This is a genomic window from Aurantimonas sp. A2-1-M11 (assembly GCF_036549475.1).
In the GTDB taxonomy this organism is placed as follows: domain Bacteria; phylum Pseudomonadota; class Alphaproteobacteria; order Rhizobiales; family Rhizobiaceae; genus Aurantimonas.
Genome location: NZ_JAZHLI010000066.1, coordinates 1 through 21,360 on the forward strand (window position 1 = coordinate 1; position 21,360 = coordinate 21,360).

Consider the following 21,360-nt stretch of genomic DNA (forward strand, 5'->3'; position numbering starts at 1 on the left):
GTCTCGGTTGCCGTGATCATCGCCGTCGGCGTCAACGCCGATGGCCGGCGTGAGGTTCTCGGCATGGAGATCGGCACGTCCGAGGCCGAGCCGATCTGGACCGAGTTCCTGCGCAAGCTCACCCGACGCGGCCTTCGCGGCGTGAAGCTCGTCGTTTCCGATGCGCACGAGGGCATCAAGGCGGCCATTACCAAGGTGCTGACGGCTACTTGGCAGCGCTGCCGCGTGCACTTCATGCGCAACGTCCTGGCCCACGCTGGCAAGAGCGGTCGGCGGGTTGTCTCCGCCTTCATCGCCACTGCTTTCGCTCAGGAAACGCCCGAAGCCGCCAGCCAGCAATGGCGCTCCGTCGCCGACCAGATCCGGCCGAAAGTGCCGAAGCTCGCTGCCATCCTCGACGAGGCCGAGCCCGACGTGCTCGCCTACATGACCTTCCCCAGGGAGCATCGCGCCAAGTTGCACAGCACCAATCCGATCGAGCGGCTGAACGGCGAGATCAAGCGGCGCACCCACGTCGTCGGCATCTTTCCCAACGATGAGGCCATCCAGCGCCTCGTCGGCGCGCTGCTGCTCGAGCAAAATGATGAGTGGGCCGTGCAGAGGGCACGATACATGACGCTGGAATCCGTCGCTCCCTTGAGCGATGATCCGTTCGTTAGCCTGCCAGCCGTGGCACGCTGATCAATCCGGCTTGGCCGGAACCGCACGGCCATCGCCGTCAGCTACACCACATGGTGGGACACTATCCCAGTGGGTCGGCCCGAATCCGCGGCTCTCGTCCCAAGAAAACAGGTTATCGCGAGCGACCCACATTCCGCGATGAGTGCCCCTGATAAAATTCCTGAACGCCGGATCCCATCGCATTCGAACGGCACTTCATCATCGGCCAGCACTTCGATGTATGTGCCGTCCCGCGGTGCGGTCGCGATGCCTCGAAAATCGTTCATTTGTCGGCCTTTCTTCGCCCCGGTCGGCTTCCTGCCGACCGGTTGTTGGATGCGGGTTGGTGTCAGGCGGCCTCTTCTCGCTGCCGGCGGACTGAAGGTCGGATCCGGACGGCGCAGCAGATCGTCGCGTGATCGCGATTGAAGCGTCTGCTTTCGATGGGGACGTCTGGCCGCGAAGAGTCGCCGGGATTTCCGGCTTCCGTGCGTCCTCTTTAGGTGGTTCGTCGGAATTCATTCGATCGTCGCTAAAGATCTCTTCGTCGTCTCTTCCTGCCTATGACCTGCTCTCGAGAATCGGCAGGTCTCATAAGATTACATAGATTTTAGTTAGATCAATCCCCTATTTTCGAATCGTGAGAACCTTTTTCCAGGCTGTCAATCCTGGGTGATTTCGGCGGTATGTGCTAACATCAGCCATTGGCGATTTTTATGTGTTGTCGCTTTCATGACCCTCGGCGATGCTTCCCAGCATCACATGTTCCGGGATCTTTCGAATTTCGGACGAATATTGTGGAGGCTCGGATGGGAAAGTTCGGGAAATTTCTTAGATCGCTGTTCAGGGCGCTGTCGACGACGGGGCGGATTCCCGTTGTTGTGGCCGGCGAGACCATCGGGTGGGTCTGGAGATTGATCGCCGGAGGGTCGACACCCGCGGGCGATCCGGAACAGGTCGTCGAGGTGCCGGACGCGAAAGCGACCCTCGCCAGGACGGCGGCCGAGGAAGCTGCGGCTGAAGGTAGTAGAGAGAAGCGAGAGGCGGCGATCGCGGCGACGCAGCTACCGAAGCTCGTCAAGAACGCCTGCGATGTGCTCGACGCCGGCGGCCAGGTCAATAGTTACGCCTTTAACAGCTGCGAAGCCGGAAACTGGCTTTTTTGCTGGGTCCGCAGCCTTACTGAATCACAGCGGCGGACGATCCGGCACATGCCCGATGCCACTTTGGTCGATCACCTGTCAGGGCATGTAGAGCAGTTGTGCTTGCCATCTTATCGGCACCTCGATCTCGACGAGGCGAACGAGAGAATCGCTGAAATCGCAGAAGCGGAGCGGACCCGCGGTTGGTCCGCTCTCGAAAGGTTTGCTGATTTCATCGATCAGGCCGTCTATCGCGGCGACGTCCACCTCGTTGACCATCTAGCCCTATGGATTAGAGCGCAGAGACTTGCTGGTGTCGATGAGGAAGACCTCGATTTCGGCCCTTATGGGCCCGACTGACGATGCCGCCTGTGGATCGCTTCCAGTGCCGCATTATTCGCCTTCGCGAGGCGCCGGCGCAATTCCGCGTTCTCTGCCCTCAAATCGTTGGCGCGCTTCGTCTCGCTACGGAGTGCGCTGATGAGATCGTCGATCGACTTCCGCGATGTCTGCCGGACGATGCGGACCTGCGGCTGGGACTGCTCCCGGCGCCGCCCGCTGGCATTCGCGGCGCCGACCAGGGCGCCGAAAATCCCCATTTCCATGCCGCGCACAAAACCATGCATCTGAAGGCCTCCTTCGCCAAAATCCCGGAAATTGGACAACAGAATCATGAAGAATTCGATAACAGCGAGGACGCCCCGCCTCGACAAGCGGATCCAGTCAGCGCGCCGAACGGCCCGGTGGCGTGAGGCGCATCCCGAACACATCGATACGCGGTTGATTGATCGCGTCATTCTTGAAGCAGCGTTCCACGTCCTCACGGACGGCAAGACCGTCCCGAAATCGGTTGCCGCAAAGATCTTGCCGGCGATCATCGACGCGGCCGAGTGCGGTCTGGCAGAAAAGGGCTACAGGGGGTCAGACGTGAAGCCTGCGGTCGGCACCCGCATCCGCCGACATGCTGCGGATCATGTCGTCGGCCGGGCAGTCAGAAATCGCGAACTGCTATCGACACCCATTCCCGTCTCGGAGTGACGCACTGATACAGGCGGCCTGCTACGTTACTCCGACGCTCTCCGACACGCTTGACACCTGTGCATATAATGTCTGAACACCTTTCAGGCACTCTGGAGAGCCTGGGCGGTGAGGCCCATTTGCCCCCGGAGTGCCTGTTGAACCAGCCCAAGGCCTACGATGACCCCTCATCGAAGGTCTTTTCCTTGCGGAACAAGGAGACTGGCGATGACCGAGGCCGCCCAGGGAGACCGGGCGGCTCCGTCGATTCTGACGGGTTACGGACCGTCGTGCTTCATCGTGTCGGGATCCGTCGCGGCCTTATCGAAATCCGGTACTTGGCCCTCACCCGGCTTCTTGTCCCGCTTCTTTTGCTGCCCGCGATCGTTGTCGGGAGTCGAAAGTCCGCCGCCTTTGGATTTGTCACCCACATTTGACATCGGTTCCTCCGTTATTCGGCAGGTCGGCAGAAAGGCCAGATCAGTCCGACCATCCTGACATCATTTCTACATCGAACCGGCGTCCTGGGCCATCGATATCGTCACCTTCGATCGGTCGACCATTCCCACTCCACCGTTCCAAGAAGCCATTGCGATCATTGGGCTTCCTCCATCGATGGAATAGCGTCCCTCCAAATTGTGGAAAATGGACGCCGATGTACCGATAATGGCGTCCATGGAGGGTCGATGGAGCCAATCCATATCGCGGTCATCATATTGAGATTGCTTGGCTTCTTCCATTGGGGATTGGACGCAATTGTCCATTCAGGGCAGCGGATGGATGGAGGAAATGGCGGCGGATGGTGGTCGGGCGGCCGTGGGGAGGATCGGGGGCGGCCGGGGGTGATCGGTCATGCTCCGGGCAGCCGGTTCGTTGACCCGAAGGAGACTGCCGCGATACGCGTAACTATCCCGATCGTCGGGAGGGGGCTGTCTTAATGAAATATGGTTGGCTGATTCTGGCCGGGTTGCTGTCGGGATGTGCGAGTTCTGGGGGGTCCACACCACATTTTATCAACGGCAATTATTATATGGGCGGTGACTCCGATTGTGTCAGATTCAAAATGTTGCCGTCGAAAAGGATTCTATGCGGTGACGCTGAAGAACGACCAACCGGCTATAGAGATCCGATGACGGATCAGCAGCTGTACATGTACCAGCAATCCCAGATGATGGCCCAGGCTCGGAGACAGGCTCGGTCCAACCAGCTCAGCCAGCCGATGCCGGTCATCCAGTATCCGACGATGGCAACGCCGCAGGTGACGCCCCTGTCGCGTCCGGGCGGGAACCAGATCCGGTGCATCTCTGCGAGCATCTACACGAATTGTCGATACTGACGGGGCGGAGACGACCCTGGCGGGCGCTGGACGACCGGCCGCCAAGGAGGGCGTGGAACGGCTTCCAGGCGGCCGGGACGTACGACATGTGAGGCATCGGTCACAGATCGGCAGGAAAATGCGCCGATAACGGGCCGATTGTCGATTTCGGGTTGACGGGGCTTGACAGACCTGCCATCTCTTTGCGGAGAGAGAGTCGTAGGCGCCTAACCTGAACGCACAGTGAGAACTGTGCAGTTAGCCAGTGTAGAACAAGACTCGACGAATCACTGCTGACAGAGTGCTCTCGCACTCCGTCGTTTCCTGGCACTGACACGTCGCGGCGAAGCGACCCGTCGTACGGTCGCCCCTCTCCCCTCCACAATCCGAAATTTCGTAGCCGCGACCGAAATATATTTTCGCCGTCGAGGATCGCCGAGAAACGGCCTGGTCGCCGCCCGGACGATGCAGACCCCTCCCCGGCACCGATCATCCAACGAGAGGCCCATTAGAACGCCTCTCATGGATCGATAGAGTGTGCTGCCCGGTCGCTAATCGGCTGTAAACCGAGCCGATCCATTCCCGATAAGCCCCTGTTGCGGCTCGCCGATTCGGACCTCATCTTCCGTAGGAAGGCAACCACGGAGGCACCGATGGCAATCTCTCGTTCGACGTTCTACGGCAATACCGATCCGCTCCAGTCGCTCGGCCCGGAGGCCGATGCCGCACCCGTTCCCGACCACGTCCTGTCCGCCCTGGCCGCCGAGTTCGGCACCGTCGAGTGGACCGACGATGAGGTCCGCGATCTCCGGGTCGGCGACGTTGTCTGGATGCGGTCGATCATCGAGACGCCCATGGAGGACAACCTCGGCAACCGGATCAAGCACACCGTGCCGGGCCCGGGCGGCCGTCCCCTCAGGAAGCGCCACGAAGACGTCTGCGTCGGGACCGTCGACCGGGTCTTCCGGCGCAAGAACTCCGATCTGACGATGATCCGGGTCAACATGATCTGGTCTTCGTCGCGGGCACAGTCGGCCGGCCGGCGCTGGTCCACCACGATCAGCCAGGAAGAGGTCAACCGCTGGAACGCCGCCGACGCGGTGGCCACGAAGCGCCAGACCCGTCGCCTTGCCGCCGCCGGTCCTGATGCCGAATCCCGCAAGTCCACGGACGCCGTCTCTCACAGCCGGGAGCTGCGTCGCCAGCGTTTCGTCGCGGCCCTCGACGTCGATCCAGTCGGCATCGGTCGTGCGATCGAGAAGGCGGAACTGAAGATGTCCGCGGACGGCCTGCCAACGTATAAGTTCGCCAAGCCCGTGGAGCCCGGCCAGCTGGACCGCTGGTATCGAGGCGAAGAGGAGCCGGCCGATTGGGTCTATGACGTCCTGGAAGACATTGGCGTCGCCGCATTCATCCCGCGTCCCGATGTGTCCGGTTCGAACACACCGGCGGTGGCACAGTAACTATCGCTGTCAGGAAAAACGGCAGTCCGTTGCTTCCGTTTTGACGTTGCGGATTGCCGTGCTACATTCCTGACATCACGTGCCTACACGGGTTCGCGGTATCGAAATCTAATTCAGGCCGGCCGGGCTAGTCCCGCGCCGGCTTTCTTTTTGCGTGGTGACCCGGACGGCGGTGCGATCCGCCCCTCGCCTATTGTAGCCGTCGATCCTTCACTGGAGGGATCGCATGGCGCGCCGGGTAATTGTCGACATTGATGGCCTCGAAGCGATGGCCGAGGCGTTCGGGAACCTCGGGAAATACGCGCTGCCTGATGCCGCCCAGGCCGCCCTCAACGAGATCGCCAAGGACTCGATCGGTGAGATGGCTTCCCGGTTCGAACGGGCGATCGAAGGCGGACCAGTCGCGTTCACAAAGCCCAAGCCTGGCCGGCGCAATTCGTCGGTGCTCGCGAAGACGCCGCGGGGCGCCACGAAGGGCGAGGCCGAGGCATCGATCTACGTCCAGAAAGCCCAGTCGACGTACCTCAAGTATCAGCTCGGCGAGGACAATGATGGCGTCCGCCAGGCCGGCGATGTCGGTGCCGCGAGCGAATACAACTTCATCCCCGACCCACAGGCTCTGCGGAAACATCAGGGGATTTCGCTGACGGCCGAAAGTCGATATCGAGCGGGCCAGGGAAGCGGCGCGGGAGAAGGCTGTGGCGGCCATGGCGCCCCAGCTCGAAGAAGAGGCGGCCGCGGCACTCCAGGCGGAGATGGCGGTCGGGGACTAGGACGTTTCCTCGGCGGCGCAGGCTTCCAGGAACCTTTCAAATGCGGGTTGGAAGCCGTCCAGGGAATAGTCCTCATCCTTGAAGGACTCTCCGGGGATATCAATGGTCAGGCTATGAGCTGTCTTCGTGGCCTCCCGCAATGAGTTGACGTTAACGTCGAAGAACATGACGTCGTACGATCCGCCAGAAGGCGAACTCGTGGTGATCCCCACCCGTCCATATCGGACCTCGATGCCCCCGGCGGTTAGGAAGCGCTGTCCACTCATCCGAAACGTATCTTCGGGTTCGTTCCCGAGGTCGGCGTATCGTGGGCGATCGGACTGCCAAAAGCCGCGTGAGATGGCGACAGTGTCGGGTCCGCTGCAAATAATCGACGGATTGCCACTTCCCTCTCCGTTCGAAAGAGCGAGCCTCGGGCCGAAACTGTCGCTCAACCGCCAGATGGCCTTCGCCTGTTCAGGTTTGGGTTCTGCAGGATCGTCACCACACGACGAGAGAAGGATGGACGATGCAAGGATGACGGCAATTCGGTGCATTCGAGACGCTCACTGATTGGAGACGGCGCCGTATAGGTCGCCAGTTTGGTGTATTGGCGTCCCGCAACGGACGTCCGGATCGCATCTCGCCGCTCTGATGCGCGAAAATCCCGGAATGTAAGGCGGCCGAGATGGCGGTCGGGGACTAGCCTACTTCGACCACTTGCCTGCCTCACAAGCCTTCCGAAGGTCCCTCAGGCCGGCGACGAGGTTTCCTCTCTCCGCTTCGATCGTGATGCCCTCGCCGGGAACGCGGACCTCGACCCGATAGGAAGTGGTCGCTGCTTTCTCCATGGCCTTCGCGTCGATCCCGGAGATCGAGACATAGTATTTTTCCGCGCCACTGGTGAGGACGCGGGCATCCTCGAACGGCACAAATGAGGATCCGACACGAAGCGGCGGCTTATCGAACCGGGAGAAGAACTCGGCCGGCATCGCCTCGAGGTCAGCCATCTGCGGACGGGAGCGAGATTCGAAGGCGGCATAGACCAGGTACTTCTCGGCATCGTAGGCGCAGTCGATCGAGAGGTCGTAATCGTACTCGTCGCCAGGAATGCCGAACCGGATCTCATCGTCCCGCAGAATCCACCTGGGGTCTGGCTTTGCCGCGATATCGGCCTCGGCTGTGGTCGCCGAATCGTCATCGCCAGAGCCGCAGTACGACAGCAAAAGAACGATGGCGACGAAGACGGCGATGATGGGCATGCGAGTAACTCCGACGCGTACGCCGGGCACTTAAGACGACGCCGATTTGCCTGCAACGATTCGTTCGCGGCGGCGGCGGACCCGCGAAGCATCAGCTCGGGAACAGCTGAACCCGTCCGTTGTGGTGATGGATGAGCGTGTACGGCGTCATCTGCAGGCCGTTCCCGTCGTCGCAGTAGATCGTGTACCGCTTCTGGTTCGCGTCGCTGTTCCAGTAATCTGGCAAAACCCTGATTGCGCGTCCGCACCAGTATCCAGCTCCCCGGATCGCCCTCGCGTGTCGTTCCATCGCCGCCCGTTTCTCTGCGCGCTCCTGTCTCTCGGCGACGGTTGGCTCTTGCACGGGCGCCGGCGTCGACACGGGTGCTGTCGGATCGATCCAGCCGTGCTCCGCCTCACCCGACGTCGGCAAGGCGCCGCGCAGGACCAGTGGACCTGTCTCTTCGTACGTCGGAGGGGCCGGATTGAAGAGCTTGTACGCGAGATACATCGGCGGTCCCACGAATACTCCGATGACGATCAGCCGAGCGATCCAGTCGCCGATCTGAACGACCAGCGACTTCGGTGGCTCCGCCGGCACCTCATCGGGCTTCTTCCGGATGATGCCGCCGAGGGGATGCGTCTCCTTCGAGATCGTGGTCATCATCGGCCTCCCCGTCGGTCTGCGAAATCGTCGCTGTGGTCGATTGTAGATCGCAACCGTTAACGCCTCCGGCGGGGTCATCGGTCGCATTTGAACAATCGAACGGAGACCGCCGACGACGGCGGTGCATTCCGCCGTTCTGATGCGCCACAATCCCCGAAATACAGGCGTTTCGGTTCTCACATTGTCGCAGCTGTCGCTCAGGAAGTCGCATGATCGCTCCCGCCCCTCGGCGGGCGAGACGCGTCTCCGTGCGACCAGCAGCCGGCCCAAGACCTACGATGTCGCGACGAGGACCTTCGAGTTCGTGATCGCCTCCGAGACCCCCTGTCGCGCCCGTCGGCGTGGTCAGTGGATCGACGAGGTCCTGCCGATGTCCGCTCTGAAGAGCATTCGCCAGGTCAAGGGGATCAAGATCCTCGACAACCATTCGAACTGGTCGCTCCGGAACGTCCTCGGCGTCGTCGAGGACGCCTGGATCGAGGGCAAGAATCTCGTCGGTCGCGGCCGTCTCTCCGACCGTCCCGACATCGCCGGCATCGTCCGCGACGTCGAGACCGGCATCCTGGATGCCTGGTCCGTCGGCTGCTTCCTGACCAAGGAAGGCACGCTCGTCGAGCGCGCCGGCAAGGTCCCTCTCTACACCGTCGGCGAATGGCAGCCCTTCGAGGTCTCCGCCGTCGTCATCGGCGCCGACCCGACCGCCCGTACCCGCGGTGCCCGTTCGACGGCCCTTCAACTCAACAACAAGACCCGGAGTCAGGACATGGATCCCGAAACTTTCCGCACGCGTATGGCCGAGCTGTTCGCTGGCCTCACCGACGAGATCGTCGGACTTCTCGGTGGCGAGGGCGACGATGCCAGCCAGCATGACCCGGCGCCGGCCGACGCCCCGCAGGTGTCCGCTGCAAAGCGCACCGCCAAGCTCCGCCAGATCGGCGACATCTGCCGCAAGCGCGGCTTCGAGGCCGAGTTCAAGGCCCTCGAGACTGCCGACGCCTCGCTGGACAAGTTCCAGGACCTGCTCATCGCCAGCCTGCGGACCTCCGACACCGAGATCTCCTCGACCGCGAAGCCGGCGACGGCCACCCGCGGCAAGCTGATCAGCTTCTCGGAGTCCTCCACGGGCAAGGCCGGCAAGTAATCGATCGGCCTTCGGGCCGGTCCACCCGTCCGTTCTCGGCTGGCAGCCGAGGAGAGAAATCATGGTCGCGACCCGCACCGTCCGCATCGGCGTCAACGAGAACGTCATGCGCGAGAACGTCCACCCCGGCGAGTTCCTCGTCACCGAGTATGCCGCGAACCACTGCCGCGAGAATGTCGTCGTCAACGGCGGCGTCTCCGGCGTCGCGCACAACAGCGTCCTGATCGACGGCGACAAGGCCTTTGCCGGCATCGTCTTCGAGGGCGTGGCCGCTGGCCGCTCCGATCCTCGCGCCGTGCTGATGCGCGGTCCAGCTGAGGTCTCGCTGGCTCGTCTCGTCTTCCCGTCCGATCCGGCCGCTGCCGATGGCGACGTGAACGGCGAGATCAGCGAGGCCGAGCAGGCTGCCGCCGACGACGCGCTCCGGACCGCCCTGATCGCCGAGATCGAAGCTGCCGGCATCGTGGTCCGCAGCTAATCCAACACCAGGGGCCGCAAGGGCGGCTCCCTTAGATCCTGAGGGGGATCCGTTTCATGTCTCTGGTCGACAACGCAGTCTTCGACGAGCCTTTCTCACCTCGATCGAACTCACCAACGCCATCAACAAGCTGCCGTACCGTCCCGACGGCCTCGGCAGCCTGTTCAACTGGCAGATCACCCGTTCGCCGACGACCGGCGTCCGCATCAACATGCAGGACGGCAAGGTCGAGGTCGCGCCCTACGTCCCGCGTCGCGGCGTCCCGCCGGTCCTGCACGGCAACAAGCGTTCGGCTGTCACCGTCGACATCCCGGGCATCGCCGGCCGTGCGTCCGTACTGAACCGCAAAGCCCTGAATGTCTCGGCTGGTCCACTCTGGCGATAAAGCACAAGCGCAGCGACAACACGCTGGTGTCTGTGTCGTCGCTGCTCGGGCAGATCCTGAATCGACTGGCCGCGCTGGATGGGGGTGTCGGCGCCTAGTTGTCGGAAAGTGAGCTGACGTTACCCAGTATGGTTAGCGGACCCACGGGATCTCCTTCGTATGGAGATCCCGTGGGCCGAGCACGTCTCCGGCTGCCTCAGTGCGCGACGTCGATCACAACCTTGCCGACATGGTTGCCGCTCTTCAGACGCTGGTACGCCTCGCGGTAATCGGCGAAAGGGAAGACCTGGTCGATGACGGGCTTCACCTGGTGCATGGCCATCGCCTTCAACAACGCCGTGAAGTTCTCCCGGGGACCGATGGCGGTGCCCGCGACGGTAAGGGACCGGGCGAGGATGTCGATCGGCGGAAGCCCGCCGCCGAATCCGCTGGTGAAGCCGACGATCGTGATGTCGCCGCCCTTCCGGGTCGAAGCCGCCGACTTCACGATGGTCTTCTCCCCGGCGATGTCGACGGTCTTGTCGACGCCGAGTCCGTCGGTGAGAGCAAGGATTTCACGATCCCAATCCGGCTGCGCCCGGTAGTTCACGACCGCCTCCGCGCCGAGCTTTTTCAGCGTCTCGGCCTTCTCGTCCGATGAGGTGATAGCCAGGACGCGGGCCCCGAACATCCGTGCTATCTGGAGCGCGAAGAATCCTTGTTGGAGGGGTCGTGCCCATGATGTCTTCATTGACAGGGCGACAGCGGAAGCAGAGGGATCTTCCACAGTGTCGGGTGCCACACTATCTAGTGCACTATATAACAAACCGCTAGAGGTTCCTCATGGCTCCCCCGTCCGAATCCCGATCGGAGATCGACAAGCAGCTCTCGTTCGCGCTTTACGGCGCCGTTGGCCGCATGATCCGGATGCACAAGCCGCTTCTGGAGCCGCTCGGGCTGACCTTCCCCCAGTACCTGGTGATGGTTGAACTGCTTGGCGGCTCGCCACGCACCGTCGGCGATCTCGGTGCGAAGGTGGGAATGGACACGGGGACGATCACTCCGTTGCTCAAGCGCCTCGAACAGTCGGGGCTCGTCACAAGGCGTCGGGACGCGAAAGACGAACGGCGGGTCCTCGTCGACCTCACGCCGGATGGTGAGGCGCTGCGGGAACGGATCCGGGCCGTGCCCGACCAGATCAACTCGGCGTGCCGGATCACGGACGAGAAGGCGAACGAGATTCGCGAGACGCTGGACGAGATGGGAAGATCGATGGAGGCCTGAAGCCAGCCTCTAGGCCGCGATCGGGATCGGAATACCTTCGGCGTCGGCATTATCGTTGTCCGGCGCCGGCGGTTCAAGCATCCGGGCGTACAGGTGCAGCACCGTCCACATGTCGGACTTCGCGACGATCTCCCCGTCGATGATGCGGACCAGCGTCCGCTTGCCGACCTCCGGCTTCGTCCACCCGTCTGCCTGCGCGACCTCCTGCGCCAGCTCGACCTCGGCCTCTTCGATATCGCGGACTGCGTGAATGTCGCGGTCGGCGTCCCAGGTGCTCGGCCGGCCGATCTCGACTTCGGCGGGCACGTGGATCAGCTCGATGACGCCGTCGTCAGCGAGACGCTCCATGCCGACACGGTTATATGCCGGCGCCCACACGGTCTTGCCGCTCTTGACGTGCCGAGCTTGGATCAGGACCTCTCCGGCCCGGGCGTTGCCGGCGAGATGCGCCACAGTCAGCTTTCCGGCCTCTTTGTCTTCGTCTGCGACATAGCCGTAGCCGAGGTATGCGCCGGAGCGGCGGGCTTCCTCGAACGTCCTGCCAAAATTTTTGTGCAGGTCTTCGAACGGCATGACCTCGTCGACGACGATCGACGCCGGGACATAATCGCCGATGCAATAATAGCTCGGGATCTCGTCGCGCAGGATCGGACGGACGCGAGAGATCGCTTGGATCTGCTCTTGCTCGCGGACCTGCTCATAGACAGCCTGCGCAATGGGATGGCGCGGAAGCCTCTGCTTCACTGACAGCCGCCGACCGTCGCGCATGCGGATCTCGCGCTCGAGCTGGACGAAATCTTCCTTGGGATCGTCTTCCTCGCGACCGGCGCCGATCTCGTCGATCATGGGCTCTTGCTCGTCGCTGTCCCACGTCAGTGCGGCCACCTTGCCGTCCACGGCTTCTGCGGACGGCTGGATGCAGCCGATTGTGATCACCGCATCGTACCGCGAGGCGAAATTCAATCCTTTTGTATTGCTGAAATGGAGGTAGCTGACGTTCGCCGGACGGGTCCAGCCTTTCTGCAGAATCTCGCGGACAGCCTTCGGTAGCACGACAAGAACGCCGCCCACATGGAAGCCCGCGATGGTGGAGATCGCCTCCCGCAGGCGTACGAAATCTTCGGCTTTCCTGAGGGTGGTCTCGACAGTGTCGTCATCCCGGGGCAGCAAGGACGATTTCGAGAACGAGCGACCGGGCATGTACACCGTGCGCAGCCGCATCGGGGCGTCCTCTTCCCGCATCTCGATCGCTCTCCCAAGGGTCTTCTCGACGATGACCGGATCCGCGGAGGCGTCGAGCAACAACAGGTGGCAACCGGAGAAATTGTACTCCCGGCGGTATGCCAGCCGGATCGTGCCGTCCCGATACAGGTGAATCCGGCGGTCCGTCCGGCCATGGACATTGCGCGCCGGCGCCGGCGCATTCGATCCCGAGACCTCGGTGAGGCTGGCGTTCGTCAGGTCCTTGGCCAAGCCCTCGACGCGGGACTTGATCATCCGCCACATCGTCGCCTCTTCGACGGCCTTGGTGCGGGTCGGACGCTGGCACAGCCTTTCGACGGCGGCGATGTCCATCTCCGGGCGGATGCCGAGGACGTCTTCACTGCGCCCGACGACGGCAATCGTGTCGGTCAGGAGTTCGGTGAGGAGGCGGTTCCCGTGCTTCTTGTTATGCGTGAACAGACGTGCCGGATCGCGCCCAGCCTTCAGTTCGCGGGCCACCAGGACGGCGAGGACATCGCGGGAATCGATGAAGTCCTGCGGCGTCAGTCCGGCCTTCCGTTCGTGCTTCGTGAGCTTGACGCCGCGAGGGCGCTCCAAGTCCGACAACGTCAACTTCATCGTGCCCGTGATCTGGTCGCTGATCGCCTCGTCGATGATCACCAGCTTGCAGGCGTCCAGTTCTGCCGGCTTGTTGCAGACGACATATGCATGGACCGCGACGACGAGATCGGCGGTCGCCACGGCGGCGCGGGCACGATGCGACCGGCACAGACCGTAGAGACGGCACAGGACTTCCTCGCCTTCCTCCTCGCCATGCTTCGGAGGCAGCTTGGTGCGGCACATCGGCGACGAACCGAGTCCGGCGTCGACCAGCATCTGCTTCTGGCGCCATACCCAGCATCCGGGAACTTCCGGCTCTCCGCCAGCCGCTCGGAGCTTTTCGTCTTCACGTCCCGAGCGGATCTCGCCTTCGATCAAAACGACCGTCAGGCCCTGCGCCACAGCGGCCGCGACGACCTCTTTCGCGTTCTCATATGTCGGTGTCAGGAACAGGATCGGCCTTGGCTTGAACGGATCCTTCCACCGGGCGATCTCACTGATCGTGCGGGTGGTCTTGCCGGCGCCGGCGGGATTCCGGAAGAGCATGGTGATCGCGGCCACGCCGTCGGTCGGCGCCGCCTCGCCGGGCTTCACGATCACCGGCTTCTCGCCGCCATCGACGCGTTCGACGGCGTCCCAACTCAGCTGAAGGTAATCGCGAACGCCCCGGGAGAGCATGGCGGACTGACGGTCGCGCACCTCTTCCGCCGAGGCGGCGATCGCCAATGACGATGCGAATTCTTGGGCGCGGCTCCGGTCGACGCCGAGTTTCTTGGTGGGGATCTTAGAACGCAGTCCGGGGAGCCAACCAAGCGACGTCGTATCATAGCCCGTCGCCGCCTCGACCTGCTCGAAACCAGACGCCCCGATCGAGGTCGCGCCGGCGGCAATCGGCGGCAGTGTTCCGTCGAGAAGAGCGCGGTGCGCCCGCCCAATCTTGTCGCTGATCTCGCGAACCAGCTTCGGCTCCCAAACTCCGTCGATGAGCATTTTCGCGAGAGCTTCTTTGAGGGCGACTGCCTTCAGCTCTTCGACGCCCAGGCCGGCGTTGAGAGCGACAGTCAGGCGGCAAAGCTCCCAAAGATACGCCTCGCGCCCTCCCGAGACTTTCTTGTCCGCGTTGACGGACCAGCCTCTGGCCTGGTCCAGCTTCGGCGTCCTGATCGTCCCGTCATGCTCGATCGTCGCCAGATCGAACACATGCCCACCCGAGGCCGACCGCGCCCGGTGGAACGGCCGCACCCGCTCGACGGCGGCCATAAAAGCTTCGATCTGCGCCGGCGTGACCAGCGGCACCTCGTCCGGTGTCGCCAGTGCAGGCTGGCACCCGCCGTTCCACGTGAACCGGGCGTAGGACTCATGGTGACGACCATAGATCGTGATCATCTTGCGCTGCGACAGGATCTCGAAGCCGTGCTCCGAAGCGCTCTCGCCGTCATTGTCAACGAAATACCGGGACAAGTTGGCAGGCAGTTCCTCGGCTGTCGCCACCCTGTAGAACAGCGCCCGTTTCGGTGCGCTGCCGATCCGCTGGAAGAGTGTTTTGCCGAGGATCGAGAACGCAATCTTCTCGACGGCCGAGGCGAAGTCCCAATCCTTGATGTCGATATCGAGCGCGAAGACGTTGCCCGACACCGAGCCGAGAATCATCGCGACGTTCTCGTTGAAGCATGGCTTCGCCCAGCGATCGACGAGCGACGCGGCGGGGCGCTCTTCCTGATACTGGCTCCATTTGATCACTTCGCGGCGGTGGACGCCGGGGAGACGCTTGCCCACGCGCTGCTGCGGGATCACGCACCAGCCGTTTGCGTGGCACATCGGGCCCTGGGCACCGAAAATGACCTCAGAAGCCGAGGTTGATTCGGCGACGACGTAGTGACCCTCAGCCTCTTCGGCGTCGGAATTCTCAGAAAAAATCTCGTGTTTCACGCACATCTCTCGGATTCGTATCGGTATCGAAGAGCCGCCTGATCGTTGTGTGCCAGTGGTCTCTTGCCGTACAGGATCGCGCCGAGTCGCGCATCGGTCAACTACCATCGGAAAAGAATCCGCAAGATTTGGACGTGCCAACATCAGCAACTAGCCGGACCTCCATATTCTTTTGGGCCTCCGGGCATCTAACAAAATTCGTGTTAGCTGACTCCCACAAATCGTGTCAGCGAGAAATCATTATCAGTCGCCTCCCCGGCCCCGACGTTCGCGCTTTGAGCGGACTGTGGCGATGTAAAAAAGTCGCCTAAGCTATTGAGAATCTGTTTGGAAATTTCACGGCTTTTGCAGACAATTTGATTCGAAGTCCGGGATGGGGGTCCCGGAGTTCGCGTCAGTTGAGTTCGCAGAAGGTGTCGAGGGGCATGAATCTTGGGGTTTCCAGCGAGCCGTACAGCGAAGGATACCGGCCGGTTCGCCTCCGCCGTCCTGCTCGCCCGCCTGCAGGCTGCGGCTCACGAAGCGGCATACGACGCCCGCGTCCCGTCCGTGATCTCCCGTCTCAGCGATTGGCGCGGGCGCATCCACGGCGCCGGCTACCAGAACGACACAGATTTCATGAAGGCCGAGGCTCTCCGGATCTGCGCTGCCGACGGCGTGGCGGTCCCGGATGCGGATGCCGCCGAGGCCTATCTCATCGGGAAGGACGCGAACGCCTACGGGCTCGACGCACTCCGGGCCGATGAGAAGGAAACCAAGAAGCAGAAGCAGCGGAAAGCCGTGAAAGCTAGGAAGGTCGCCCGCGAGGCGACCAAGGCTGCGGTTCTCGAAGCCAAGATGCGCGCCCCCTCCGCGCCCCGAATCCGGAGGAAAGCCGCATGAAGCTCGCCACCTACTGGAAATCGATCATCCGCCGCGCCTGGAGCATCCGCCTGATGCTGCTCGCCGGCCTCCTGTCGGGCCTGGAGGTCGCGTTGCCGCTGTTCGACGCGTGGTCGCCATTCGACCCCGGAGTCTTCGCTACCGCGTCCGGCCTGGTCACCGCCGGGGCGTTCGTCGCCCGTCTCGTCTCTCAGCAGAGTCTGGAGGCCTGACCGATGGCCACCCTCGCCGATCTCTTCCGCCGTCTCTTCTCTCGGAGTACGCCAGTGTCTGTCCCGCGTCTCTCCCCTGCGCCGCGGTCGAAGACTAAGGACATCTGCATTCACTACTGAATCGGTTCTGTTGGGTTTGGGCTGCGACAGTATGACTCATCCGGATGCGATTCCCTGTCGCAGCGGCGGGGATTAGCCATGGTGGCATGGTCGACCGGTACGGAATAGAGCAGCGGTGGGCGGCGGACGGCTCGAAGCGAAACGAGCGGGGCCGGCGGGTATTCGCCGCGAGCGAGGCGCGAGCAGCGGGTCGGGGCGGGCTGGCGGCGGTCTCGGCGATCACCGGGCTCGCCCGCTCGACGATCGGGCGCGGATTGAAAGACCTCGACGCACCGCCGCTTCCGCATGGCCGCGTCCGGCGCGAAGGTGGCGGTCCGCGGCCGCTGACCGATCGCGATCCGACGCTGCTCGCCGATCTCGAACGCCTCGTCGAGCCGGCGACGCGGGGCGATCCGGAGCGCCCGTTGCTATGGATGTCGAAGAGCCTCGACAAGTTGGTCGCGGCGCTCACCGACATGGGCCACGCGATCAGCCCCAACAGCGTGCGCAAGCTGCTCGTCGGGCTCGGGTTCTCGCGCCAGTCCAATCGAAAGGCAGATGAAGGCTCCAGGCATCCCGACCGCGACGCCCAGTTCGAGCACATCAACTCGAAGGTCATTGCCGCGCAGGCCGCTGGCCAACCCGTCATCTCCGTCGACACCAAGAAGAAAGAGCTGATAGGCAACTTCAGGAATGGCGGAACCGATTATCGTCCGATGGGCGTTCCGCGGCGCGTGAAGGTTCACGACTTCGAAGACAAGAGCCTCGGCAAGGTGGCCCCCTACGGGGTCTACGACGTCGCCGCCGACGAGGGCTGGATCAGCGTCGGGATTACCGCCGACACGGCAGAATTCGCTGTGGCCTCCATCCGCACGTGGCTGGAGCGCATGGGGCGCGGGCGCTATCCTCAGGCGCGCGAACTGATGATCACGGCCGACAGCGGCGGCTCGAACGGAGTGCGTGTCAGGCTGAGGAAGCGCGAACTCCAGATGTTCGCCGACGAGAGCCGGCTCGTCCTCCACATCCATCATTATCCGCCGGGCACGTCGAAGTGGAACAGGATCGAACACCGGCTGTTCTGCCACATCACCCAGAACTGGCGCGGCCACCCGTTGACCGATCGCCGCGCTGTGGTCGAACTGATCGGCGCAACGACAACCAGGACCGGCCTTAGAGTCGAGTGTGCGCTCGATACGCGCATCTACGAGAAGGGTCTCAAAGTTTCCGATGCCGAGTTCGCCCGCCTCGACATCACCGGCGACGCCTTCCATCCCGAATGGAACTACACGATCAAGCCAAGACAGCCGGAAGAGTAGCAGTTATCGATGCGGATATCCTTAGAGAGTGCTGACCGGGATTCCGGAAAGCCGGCATGTTTTTCCGCCGCGTTGGCGGCTTAGAGTGCCACATAGGCAGCTTGGAGTTGTCTGTCTCGTTTTCTCCGCCGCGTTGGCGGTAAGGGGCTCCCGCAAGGGGCCCCTTTCAGTTCTGGCGCGGCATCCGGCATGAGATGAGAGCCGGGTAGCTGACTGCATAGCATCCGGTGGCGGGACGCATGTCTCACTGATGCGCCAGGCAGGGCTAAGCAGTTCCACGTAGGCCCCGCCGCTCAGATCCGAAAGTCGGCTCCGCGACAGTGCTCTGAGTTCAGTGCTTTTTGCCGGTCGAATGGCATGGCAAAAGTTCGCACTGGGTCTCCGGCGAGACTGTGATGCGCCGAGCACATCGGAAGCCCATGGCTCCAGATCCATAACGTTCTGGTTGGCCGATGCGATCAGCGTCAGCACAAGCGCAGAAACTTCGGCCCCTTTGGGGACAAGAAGCTAACCCGGCTAAGCGCCAAAAGAACGAAATCCCGTTATCGTACGCTTTTCTGCCCCTCAAACTCACGACGAAATCCAAGGGTCCGATAAGCCGATGTTATTGGACCTTTTCAATCGAAGACCTTCACCGCAAGGAAGGGTGTCAACGTCGGAGCAAAACCGGGCCAGTGGGGCGGAGTAAAAGCAGGCCACCTGGCCGACAGGGGCGCGCCGGTATCGGGATCCACGGTCTCGGTGGTGGCCTGGTTTTGCTCCGCCCTTGCCGCGGCAGCCCGACGTCGCCCGGCGGACTGCCTGAGGCGGTAGCTGTCGCCGTTCATCGTCAGGATATGGACGTGGTGCGTCAGGCGATCGAGCAGCGCGCCGGTGAGCCGCTCCGACCCCAGGACGCTCGTCCAGTCCTCGACCGTCAGGTTTGAGGTGACGATGGTGGAGCGGCGTTCGTAGCGCTGCGAGAACACCTCGAACAGAAGCTCGGCGCCCGTCGGCGACGGCGGCACATAGCCGAGCTGCTCTACNCCGTCAGGTTTGAGGTGACGATGGTGGAGCGGCGTTCGTAGCGCTGCGAGAACACCTCGAACAGAAGCTCGGCGCCCGTCGGCGACGGCGGCACATAGCCGAGCTGCTCTACCAACGCTTCGCAAACGCCTGCGCACGGCTCGGGGCCGATGCGGTTCGTTAATCCTTCATCGTAACGGACTTTCACCATCTATTCCTTGCCGGTCTCCCGGCGCACTGGGCCATTACAGATTTTCCGATCGGCGGTTGGTCGGCAAAGATCGCTGTGCAATTCTTCCGTGTATGGTCAGAAGCAAGGAGGGAGAGCAATGGCGGACAAAGTTTCTGACGCTCTGAATATGCTTTACGGCACGCTGGATGGCAGCGCCACTTTAGAAGATGCGCTTCAGCATTTGGCGGAAGTCACGAGGTCCGAGCGCTTCACATACCTCTCGATTGACCGAATTGGTGCGGTGCGTCAGGAAACTTGGCCGGTCGATCCAGAGAGTGTGATCGAATACGCCCAGGATTTCGCAGACAAAGACCTAAGGGTTCATCGTGTGGCCGCAGGTCGCCGTGGGCTTCTTACCACGCAAGACTTGATGACCTCGAAGGAACTGGCTGCCTGCCCCGTCCATCAGGAGCATTACCGCCGTTTCCCGGAATGCTGGAATACTCTGCTCCACGCGATGGAAAGCGAAGGCACAATTGTCGCTCCTATTGCGCAGCGCAGTGCGCTGAAGGGTGCCTTCGACAATGATGAGAAGGCTCTTGTCGAGGTTTTGGCCCCGCACATAGCCCGCGTGGTGCACCTAACGGACACGCTCGGCACCCGGAGGGCATCTCAACACACACTGATCGAGGCGTTCGACGCGCTTGATGACGGGATCGTAATTCTCGATCCTGCCGGAGTGATTCTGCACATGAACGCGGCAGTCAATGCGTTCCTAGCTGGTCAGGATGGTCTCGTCATCTCGAACGGCGTTCTAGCAGCGACGGAACCGCACTCAAGGCAGGCATTATTCGATCTGATCGTCGCGACGCTTGAAGTGGCGCGTGGATTGTCGTTCCAGCTTCCGCGCCCCATTGCCGTCTCACGTCCGCGTCGGAAGCTGCCTCTAGTTGTCAAATCCTATGTCAGTCTGAATGAGCAGGCTGGCCTGCGGCTTGTGGTCCTACAAATACGTGACAGCACAAGAACTGTCTTGCCGAGCGTTCAGATGATCCAGTCTGCGGCAGGTCTGACTCCCTCTGAAGCTGAGGTGGTCCGGGCCCTCACACAGGGCGACACTCCCGCGGAATATGCCAGAACCGCAGAACTATCAGAACATACCGTCCGCACGCATCTGAAGAACATCCGGTCGAAGCTCGGCCTAACTCGCCAGTCGCAAATTGTTGCGACGGTCATGAGGCGGTGCGCCATCTAGCTTCCAGGCGCACGCTGTTGATCATCACTGAGAGCCGACTCTGTCAGATCCGTTTAAGAAGAGTCTCTATGGCTGATGCGTCGGATGTCAACGTCGGAGCAAAACCAGGCCAGCGGGGCGGAGTAAAAGCAGGCCACCCGGCCGCCAGGGGTGCGACATAGGAAAGGGCCCGATCGGGCCCTTTCCTATGTCGCACGGTCTATCCTGAGGATCAGGGGTCAGTGATCTCGCCGGTATCGGGATCCACGGTCTCGGCGGTGGCCTGGTTTTGCTCCGCCCTTGCCGCGGCAGCCCGACGTCGCCCGGCGGACTGCCTGAGGCGGCAGCTGTCGCCGTTCATCGTCAGGATATGGACGTGGTGCGGCGAACCGAGCGTGAGCCAGCTTTCGGGAACCAGACCTTCGCGCCGCACCTGACGGATCGTGTCGGCGTCACCCGGGAAGACCGCGGTTCGTCCCTGCGCGTCGACCCACTGCTTCAACAGCGAGGCCGTACCGCGTCCGTCACCCGCGTTCACCTCGACAAGTCTCATGGGTACTGTCCTCGTTGCCGCGGCGGCGCGTCGGCACCGTGCCTCGGATGCTGACCAGCAGGAGGGCGAGGGGCAATCCGTCGTGGGAACGGCTCCGCCGATGCCCGAAGGTCATGGCTGCTCGCCGGGATGTCTCGCGGCGCCGAACCTAGAGCAAAGCAGGGATACCAGCGCTGCCTGTCTGTTGGTTCCCGACTTGAAGAGGATGCTCTTGATGTGCGTCCGAATGGTCAGTAGCGCATTCCCCCGGCGTTCGGCGATCTCTCCGGCGGACAGGCCCTTCAACATGTCGATCGCGATCTCCGCCTCCGTCCTCGTGAGGCCGAGGGAGCGCTTCAACTTCGAGACCCGGTCCAGTTCGTCCACCCGCTCGACGCGCAGGATGAAGACGCACCCACCTCCCCCGGATATTGCATTGGCCGCCGCGACAGGCAATTCCCGCATCACGATACGCTCCTGCCTCCCCGCCGCGATCGACAGGGGGGCCAAAAGAGTAGGTGCGGATTCCGATTCAAACCGGCCGGGTATTCCGATTTGAAGTCGGCCACCATTCCGGGATGAAGCCGGCCAGCATTCCGATCAATAACCGGCCACCCTCCGGCGTCTGAAG

At 62.5% G+C, this 21,360-nt stretch carries 24 protein-coding genes and 1 pseudogene; 14 read left to right on the plus strand and 11 right to left on the minus strand.

Annotated elements, in window-relative coordinates; genetic code table 11:
- Both VQ042_RS20790 and VQ042_RS20795 read left to right on the plus strand, forming a co-directional pair.
- Positions 1-681 (plus strand): IS256 family transposase (locus VQ042_RS20790; protein WP_331822215.1); only part of this gene is annotated, 681 nt, incomplete at its 5' end.
- Positions 682-1,469: 788 nt separating this feature from the next.
- On the plus strand, positions 1,470-2,162 hold the full coding sequence (locus VQ042_RS20795; RefSeq protein ID WP_331822216.1) for a hypothetical protein: 693 nt from the start codon (positions 1,470-1,472) through the stop codon (positions 2,160-2,162).
- Here VQ042_RS20795 and VQ042_RS20800 read toward each other — a convergent pair.
- A complete protein-coding gene (locus tag VQ042_RS20800; RefSeq protein WP_331822217.1) occupies positions 2,147-2,476 on the minus strand; it encodes a hypothetical protein in 330 nt (109 codons plus the stop codon). The genes VQ042_RS20795 and VQ042_RS20800 overlap by 16 nt on opposite strands.
- Positions 2,477-2,582: 106 nt before the next feature.
- Here VQ042_RS20800 and VQ042_RS20805 point away from each other — a divergent pair, with 106 nt between their 5' ends.
- Positions 2,583-2,840, plus strand: coding sequence for a hypothetical protein (locus VQ042_RS20805; RefSeq protein ID WP_331822218.1), 258 nt, complete (start codon positions 2,583-2,585; stop codon positions 2,838-2,840).
- Positions 2,841-3,097: 257 nt separating this feature from the next.
- Here the strand turns inward: VQ042_RS20805 and VQ042_RS20810 are convergent, their stop codons facing one another.
- Both VQ042_RS20810 and VQ042_RS20815 read right to left on the minus strand, forming a co-directional pair.
- Positions 3,098-3,259 (minus strand): hypothetical protein, encoded by a 162-nt coding sequence (locus VQ042_RS20810; RefSeq protein WP_331822219.1) that lies wholly within the window; start codon positions 3,257-3,259, stop codon positions 3,098-3,100.
- Positions 3,260-3,325: 66 nt separating this feature from the next.
- A complete protein-coding gene (locus VQ042_RS20815; RefSeq protein ID WP_331822220.1) occupies positions 3,326-3,559 on the minus strand; it encodes a hypothetical protein in 234 nt (77 codons plus the stop codon).
- Between the two features lie 389 nt (positions 3,560-3,948).
- On the opposite strand from VQ042_RS20815, the gene VQ042_RS20820 reads away from it, so the two are divergent.
- The 3 genes from VQ042_RS20820 (at position 3,949) to VQ042_RS20830 (ending at position 6,513) form a co-directional block, all read left to right on the plus strand.
- On the plus strand, positions 3,949-4,155 hold the full coding sequence (locus VQ042_RS20820; RefSeq protein ID WP_331822221.1) for a hypothetical protein: 207 nt from the start codon (positions 3,949-3,951) through the stop codon (positions 4,153-4,155).
- Between the two features lie 632 nt (positions 4,156-4,787).
- A complete protein-coding gene (locus VQ042_RS20825; RefSeq protein ID WP_331822222.1) occupies positions 4,788-5,597 on the plus strand; it encodes a hypothetical protein in 810 nt (269 codons plus the stop codon).
- A 226-nt stretch (positions 5,598-5,823) separates the two neighbouring features.
- Complete coding sequence (locus VQ042_RS20830) at positions 5,824-6,513, plus strand: hypothetical protein (RefSeq protein ID WP_331822223.1); 690 nt, start codon at positions 5,824-5,826, stop codon at positions 6,511-6,513.
- A 543-nt stretch (positions 6,514-7,056) separates the two neighbouring features.
- On the opposite strand, the gene VQ042_RS20835 is transcribed toward VQ042_RS20830, so the two are convergent.
- Together VQ042_RS20835 and VQ042_RS20840 are read right to left on the minus strand one after the other, a co-directional pair.
- Positions 7,057-7,611, minus strand: a complete 555-nt coding sequence (locus VQ042_RS20835; protein ID WP_331822224.1) for a hypothetical protein — start codon at positions 7,609-7,611, stop codon at positions 7,057-7,059.
- 91 nt (positions 7,612-7,702) lie between these two features.
- The gene (locus VQ042_RS20840; RefSeq protein ID WP_331822225.1) at positions 7,703-8,257 is read right to left on the minus strand and encodes a hypothetical protein; all 555 of its coding nucleotides are present in this window, start codon (positions 8,255-8,257) and stop codon (positions 7,703-7,705) included.
- A 121-nt stretch (positions 8,258-8,378) separates the two neighbouring features.
- Here VQ042_RS20840 and VQ042_RS20845 point away from each other — a divergent pair, with 121 nt between their 5' ends.
- From VQ042_RS20845 to VQ042_RS20855, 3 genes are all read left to right on the plus strand, one after another.
- Positions 8,379-9,398, plus strand: coding sequence for an HK97 family phage prohead protease (locus VQ042_RS20845; protein ID WP_331822226.1), 1,020 nt, complete (start codon positions 8,379-8,381; stop codon positions 9,396-9,398).
- A gap of 61 nt (positions 9,399-9,459) precedes the next feature.
- Positions 9,460-9,876 (plus strand): hypothetical protein, encoded by a 417-nt coding sequence (locus VQ042_RS20850; RefSeq protein WP_331822227.1) that lies wholly within the window; start codon positions 9,460-9,462, stop codon positions 9,874-9,876.
- Positions 9,877-9,979: 103 nt separating this feature from the next.
- Positions 9,980-10,261, plus strand: a complete 282-nt coding sequence (locus tag VQ042_RS20855) for a major capsid protein (RefSeq protein ID WP_331822238.1) — start codon at positions 9,980-9,982, stop codon at positions 10,259-10,261.
- Positions 10,262-10,457: 196 nt separating this feature from the next.
- Here the strand turns inward: VQ042_RS20855 and VQ042_RS20860 are convergent, their stop codons facing one another.
- Complete coding sequence (locus VQ042_RS20860) at positions 10,458-10,991, minus strand: zinc-binding dehydrogenase (RefSeq protein WP_331822228.1); 534 nt, start codon at positions 10,989-10,991, stop codon at positions 10,458-10,460.
- Positions 10,992-11,083: 92 nt separating this feature from the next.
- On the opposite strand from VQ042_RS20860, the gene VQ042_RS20865 reads away from it, so the two are divergent.
- Positions 11,084-11,524 (plus strand): MarR family winged helix-turn-helix transcriptional regulator, encoded by a 441-nt coding sequence (locus VQ042_RS20865; protein ID WP_331822229.1) that lies wholly within the window; start codon positions 11,084-11,086, stop codon positions 11,522-11,524.
- Positions 11,525-11,533: 9 nt separating this feature from the next.
- Here VQ042_RS20865 and VQ042_RS20870 read toward each other — a convergent pair whose 3' ends face one another.
- Positions 11,534-15,277: a bifunctional DNA primase/polymerase gene (locus VQ042_RS20870; RefSeq protein ID WP_331822230.1), complete on the minus strand. Its 3,744-nt coding sequence runs from the start codon at positions 15,275-15,277 to the stop codon at positions 11,534-11,536.
- A gap of 618 nt (positions 15,278-15,895) precedes the next feature.
- Between VQ042_RS20870 and VQ042_RS20875 the strand changes: the two genes are divergently transcribed.
- The 3 genes from VQ042_RS20875 to VQ042_RS20885 all read left to right on the plus strand — a co-directional run bounded on the left by VQ042_RS20875 (position 15,896) and on the right by VQ042_RS20885 (position 17,786).
- Positions 15,896-16,159, plus strand: coding sequence for a hypothetical protein (locus VQ042_RS20875; protein WP_331822232.1), 264 nt, complete (start codon positions 15,896-15,898; stop codon positions 16,157-16,159).
- Positions 16,156-16,371, plus strand: coding sequence for a DUF7940 domain-containing protein (locus VQ042_RS20880; RefSeq protein ID WP_331822233.1), 216 nt, complete (start codon positions 16,156-16,158; stop codon positions 16,369-16,371). Before VQ042_RS20875 ends, VQ042_RS20880 begins: the two co-directional genes overlap by 4 nt.
- Positions 16,372-16,577: 206 nt before the next feature.
- The gene (locus VQ042_RS20885) at positions 16,578-17,786 is read left to right on the plus strand and encodes an ISAzo13 family transposase (protein ID WP_331822234.1); all 1,209 of its coding nucleotides are present in this window, start codon (positions 16,578-16,580) and stop codon (positions 17,784-17,786) included.
- A gap of 782 nt (positions 17,787-18,568) precedes the next feature.
- On the opposite strand, the pseudogene VQ042_RS20890 reads toward VQ042_RS20885, so the two are convergent.
- Positions 18,569-18,811, minus strand: a pseudogene (locus tag VQ042_RS20890) (ATP-binding protein); the annotation flags it as partial.
- Positions 18,808-19,002 (minus strand): ATP-binding protein, encoded by a 195-nt coding sequence (locus VQ042_RS26060; protein ID WP_442880152.1) that lies wholly within the window; start codon positions 19,000-19,002, stop codon positions 18,808-18,810. The gene VQ042_RS26060 and the pseudogene VQ042_RS20890, both read right to left, overlap by 4 nt.
- Positions 19,003-19,120: 118 nt before the next feature.
- Here VQ042_RS26060 and VQ042_RS20900 point away from each other — a divergent pair, with 118 nt between their 5' ends.
- Positions 19,121-20,218: a helix-turn-helix transcriptional regulator gene (locus tag VQ042_RS20900; RefSeq protein WP_331822235.1), complete on the plus strand. Its 1,098-nt coding sequence runs from the start codon at positions 19,121-19,123 to the stop codon at positions 20,216-20,218.
- Positions 20,219-20,429: 211 nt separating this feature from the next.
- On the opposite strand, the gene VQ042_RS20905 is transcribed toward VQ042_RS20900, so the two are convergent.
- Positions 20,430-20,750: a hypothetical protein gene (locus VQ042_RS20905; protein WP_331822236.1), complete on the minus strand. Its 321-nt coding sequence runs from the start codon at positions 20,748-20,750 to the stop codon at positions 20,430-20,432.
- A 111-nt stretch (positions 20,751-20,861) separates the two neighbouring features.
- Positions 20,862-21,194: a helix-turn-helix transcriptional regulator gene (locus VQ042_RS20910; protein WP_331822237.1), complete on the minus strand. Its 333-nt coding sequence runs from the start codon at positions 21,192-21,194 to the stop codon at positions 20,862-20,864.
- Positions 21,195-21,360: the final 166 nt, after the last annotated feature.

Bases quoted from the DNA above. Each gene is read 5' to 3' on its own strand.
- VQ042_RS20905 (WP_331822236.1), bottom strand. From the start codon at position 20,750: ATGAGACTTGTCGAGGTGAACGCGGGTGACGGACGCGGTACGGCCTCG.
- VQ042_RS20880 (WP_331822233.1), top strand. From the start codon at position 16,156: ATGAAGCTCGCCACCTACTGGAAATCGATCATCCGCCGCGCCTGGAGC.
- VQ042_RS20820 (WP_331822221.1), top strand. From the start codon at position 3,949: ATGACGGATCAGCAGCTGTACATGTACCAGCAATCCCAGATGATGGCC.
- VQ042_RS20860 (WP_331822228.1), bottom strand. From the start codon at position 10,991: ATGAAGACATCATGGGCACGACCCCTCCAACAAGGATTCTTCGCGCTC.
- VQ042_RS20810 (WP_331822219.1), bottom strand. From the start codon at position 3,259: ATGTCAAATGTGGGTGACAAATCCAAAGGCGGCGGACTTTCGACTCCC.
- VQ042_RS20835 (WP_331822224.1), bottom strand. From the start codon at position 7,611: ATGCCCATCATCGCCGTCTTCGTCGCCATCGTTCTTTTGCTGTCGTAC.
- VQ042_RS20850 (WP_331822227.1), top strand. From the start codon at position 9,460: ATGGTCGCGACCCGCACCGTCCGCATCGGCGTCAACGAGAACGTCATG.
- VQ042_RS20840 (WP_331822225.1), bottom strand. From the start codon at position 8,257: ATGATGACCACGATCTCGAAGGAGACGCATCCCCTCGGCGGCATCATC.
- VQ042_RS20875 (WP_331822232.1), top strand. From the start codon at position 15,896: ATGAAGGCCGAGGCTCTCCGGATCTGCGCTGCCGACGGCGTGGCGGTC.
- VQ042_RS20885 (WP_331822234.1), top strand. From the start codon at position 16,578: ATGGTCGACCGGTACGGAATAGAGCAGCGGTGGGCGGCGGACGGCTCG.
- VQ042_RS20910 (WP_331822237.1), bottom strand. From the start codon at position 21,194: ATGCGGGAATTGCCTGTCGCGGCGGCCAATGCAATATCCGGGGGAGGT.
- VQ042_RS20865 (WP_331822229.1), top strand. From the start codon at position 11,084: ATGGCTCCCCCGTCCGAATCCCGATCGGAGATCGACAAGCAGCTCTCG.
- VQ042_RS20830 (WP_331822223.1), top strand. From the start codon at position 5,824: ATGGCGCGCCGGGTAATTGTCGACATTGATGGCCTCGAAGCGATGGCC.
- VQ042_RS20800 (WP_331822217.1), bottom strand. From the start codon at position 2,476: ATGATTCTGTTGTCCAATTTCCGGGATTTTGGCGAAGGAGGCCTTCAG.
- VQ042_RS20825 (WP_331822222.1), top strand. From the start codon at position 4,788: ATGGCAATCTCTCGTTCGACGTTCTACGGCAATACCGATCCGCTCCAG.
- VQ042_RS20795 (WP_331822216.1), top strand. From the start codon at position 1,470: ATGGGAAAGTTCGGGAAATTTCTTAGATCGCTGTTCAGGGCGCTGTCG.
- VQ042_RS20815 (WP_331822220.1), bottom strand. From the start codon at position 3,559: ATGGAAGAAGCCAAGCAATCTCAATATGATGACCGCGATATGGATTGG.
- VQ042_RS20900 (WP_331822235.1), top strand. From the start codon at position 19,121: ATGGCGGACAAAGTTTCTGACGCTCTGAATATGCTTTACGGCACGCTG.